This window comes from Patulibacter minatonensis DSM 18081 (genome assembly GCF_000519325.1).
GTDB lineage: Bacteria > Actinomycetota > Thermoleophilia > Solirubrobacterales > Solirubrobacteraceae > Patulibacter > Patulibacter minatonensis.
Genome location: NZ_KI912613.1, coordinates 2,578,695 through 2,581,314, shown reverse-complemented (window position 1 = coordinate 2,581,314; position 2,620 = coordinate 2,578,695). Strand labels below are relative to the sequence as shown.

Genomic DNA, 2,620 nt, shown 5'->3' with positions numbered 1-2,620 from the left:
CGGACGACCTGGCGACGGCCGTGATGGCCAGCCTGCAGGGCGGCCTCCTCCTCACCCAGGTCCGCCGCGACGCGCGCCAGGTCCGGATCGCCATGGACGGGGCGCTCGCGCAGATCACGGCCGCCCGCCGGCACGCGGGCCGGTCGTGAGCGCCCTGCGCCCTGCGCGGGACGGCGGCGAGCCCGACGGCTCCGAGCGCCGCCTCCTCGACCAGCTCCGCAGCGGCGACGAGCGGGCGTTCGACCGCCTCGTGTCCCTGCACTCCCCCGGGCTGCTCCGCGTGGCCCGCACCTTCGTCTCGACCCAGGCCGTCGCCGAGGAGGTCGTGCAGGAGACGTGGCTCGGCGTCCTGCGCGGGATCGACCGCTTCGAGGGCCGCTCCTCGCTGCGGACCTGGATCTACCGGATCCTCACCAACCGGGCGCGGACCCGCGGGGTCGTCGAGCACCGCACCGTCCCGTTCGCGACGCTCGCCGCGCGCGAGCTGGGCGAGGGCTTCACGGCCGTCGATCCCGAGCGCTTCCTCCCCGCCGACCACGACCGCTGGCCGCACCACTGGGCCGCGCCGCCGCGTCGCTGGGACACCTCGCCGGAGGCCGCGCTGTCGCACGCCGAGACCCTGCGCCTGGTGCAGACCGAGATCGCCGCGCTGCCGCCCGCCCAGCGCGCCGTCCTTACGATGCGCGACCTGGAGGGCCTCGACTCCGACGAGGTCTGCGCGATCCTGGAGCTCACGGCGGGGAACCAGCGCGTGCTCCTGCACCGCGGGCGGTCGAAGATCCGCTCTGCGCTCGAAGCGCACCTCGCACCATGACCACGCTCCCCGAGATGCCCTGCGCCGAGTTCGTCGAGCGGGTCACCGACCACCTCGAGGGCGCGCTCTCCATCGAGGACGAGCAGCGGCTGCAGGACCACCTCGCCGCCTGCGCGAAGTGCGCGCACTACCTGCAGCAGCTCCGGGACACCCTCGAGCTGACCGGCGAGCTGCGTGAGGACGACGTCACGCCGGAGATGCGCGGCGAGCTGCGCGACGTCTTCGCGCGTTGGCGCGCCGAGCGCTCGTGACGGACGCTGCGTAACGCCCGCGCAGCGGCGTGGGACGGTGCGGCCATGAGCACCGACATCGACCTCGACTTCGGCGACCTGCGCGCCGCCTTCGTCAACTGCACCCTCAAGCGGTCACCGGAGCCGTCGAACACCGACGCACTGATGGACAACGCCGCGGCGATCATGGCGGCGCACGGCGTGGAGGTCGACCGGATCCGGGCGACGGACCACGTGATCGCGCCCGGCGTCCAGGAGGACATGACCGACTTCGGCGCGGAGCGCGACGACTGGCCCGCGCTGCAGGCCCGCGTGCTTGCGGCGGACATCCTCGTCCTCGGCACGCCGATCTGGCTGGGCGCGAAGAGCAGCGTCTGCACCCGTGTGATCGAGCGGCTCTACGGCTACAGCGGCGAGCTGAACGATCAGGGACAGTGGACCTACTACGGCCGCGTCGGCGGCGTGGTCGTCACCGGCAACGAGGACGGGATCAAGCACGTCGCCATGGAGACGCTCTACTCGCTGCAGCACCTGGGCTACGTCGTCCCGCCGCAGGCCGACTGCGGCTGGATCGGCGAGGCCGGCCCGGGCCCGTCGTACGCGGACGCGGAGGGCGGCGGCCGCGAGAACGACTTCACGCGGCGGAACACGACCTTCATGGCGTGGAACCTCATGCACACGGCGCGCATGCTGAAGCGGGCCGGCGGCATCCCCGCGCACGGCAACCAGCGCGCCGCCTGGGACGCCGGCGCGCGCTTCGACCACCCCAACCCGGAGTACCGCTGAGCGGCCCGCACGACGTCGTCCGGGCCGCGGACCTCCGACCGGACGCAGCGGGGTCGATGGCTGGAGCGCAGAACACCGACGTCCGACGACCAGCGACGTGGACGCCGTAACGCCGGACCCCGCCGGCGGACGGAGAAGGCACCGAAGCACCACCCGTCACCGAGGAGTCCACCGTGTCCGTCGAGCCGTACCGCCTGCTGGTCGTCGCCAACCGCACCTGCCCCTGCCCGGGCCTCCCGGGGGTGATCCTGGAGCACGTCCGGGAGCACGCCGAGGACCGCCCGGCGGAGGTCCACGTCGTCGCCCCGGCGCTGACCTCGAAGCTGCGCTGGGCGCTGTCGGACGTCGACGGCGCGCTGTCCGCCGCGGAGGAGCGGCTCGGGATCGCGCTGATGCTCCTGCGCGACGCGGGCCTCCCCACGACGGGAGAAGTCGGCGACGCCAACCCGATGCAGGCCATCGAGGACGCGCTTCCCGCGTTCGCCGCGCACGGCGTCCTGATCTCGACGTGGCCGCAGGGCCGGTCGAACTGGCTGGAGCGCGACCTCGTCGGCCGTGCGCGCCGCCGCCTGGACGTCGACGTCCACCACGTCGTCTCCCGCTTCGACGCGCCGGTCCAAGTCGCCGCGTGAGGCGACCGGCGGGCGTCCCGGGGGCGCCCGCCGTGTCCGGGCCCGGACACGGGCGCGGCCGCCGCCCGGGCGGACGAGCGCGTCGCACCCGGGGTCGCGCCCGCACCGTCTCCGCCCTCGCTTCCGTCACCGTCGCGACGGCGGTCCTCGCCGGTTGC

At 74.4% G+C, this 2,620-nt stretch carries 4 protein-coding genes; all 4 read left to right on the top strand.

Annotation, left to right across the window (positions count from 1 at the left end; translation table 11 throughout):
• Window positions 1-145: 145 nt before the first annotated feature.
• The 4 genes from PATMI_RS0111880 to PATMI_RS0111865 all read left to right on the top strand — a co-directional run bounded on the left by PATMI_RS0111880 (window position 146) and on the right by PATMI_RS0111865 (window position 2,462).
• Window positions 146-814, top strand: a complete 669-nt coding sequence (locus tag PATMI_RS0111880; RefSeq protein WP_211241727.1) for an RNA polymerase sigma factor — start codon at window positions 146-148, stop codon at window positions 812-814.
• On the top strand, window positions 811-1,065 hold the full coding sequence (locus PATMI_RS0111875; RefSeq protein ID WP_026911057.1) for an anti-sigma factor family protein: 255 nt from the start codon (window positions 811-813) through the stop codon (window positions 1,063-1,065). Before PATMI_RS0111880 ends, PATMI_RS0111875 begins: the two co-directional genes overlap by 4 nt.
• 45 nt (window positions 1,066-1,110) lie before the next feature.
• A complete protein-coding gene (locus tag PATMI_RS0111870; protein ID WP_026911056.1) occupies window positions 1,111-1,830 on the top strand; it encodes a flavodoxin family protein in 720 nt (239 codons plus the stop codon).
• A 173-nt stretch (window positions 1,831-2,003) separates the two neighbouring features.
• Complete coding sequence (locus tag PATMI_RS0111865; protein WP_026911055.1) at window positions 2,004-2,462, top strand: hypothetical protein; 459 nt, start codon at window positions 2,004-2,006, stop codon at window positions 2,460-2,462.
• The last annotated feature ends 158 nt before the right edge of the window (window positions 2,463-2,620 follow it).

Excerpts from the sequence above, each read along its gene's own strand:
- PATMI_RS0111875 (WP_026911057.1), top strand. The coding sequence starts at position 811 with ATGACCACGCTCCCCGAGATGCCCTGCGCCGAGTTCGTCGAGCGGGTC.
- PATMI_RS0111870 (WP_026911056.1), top strand. The coding sequence starts at position 1,111 with ATGAGCACCGACATCGACCTCGACTTCGGCGACCTGCGCGCCGCCTTC.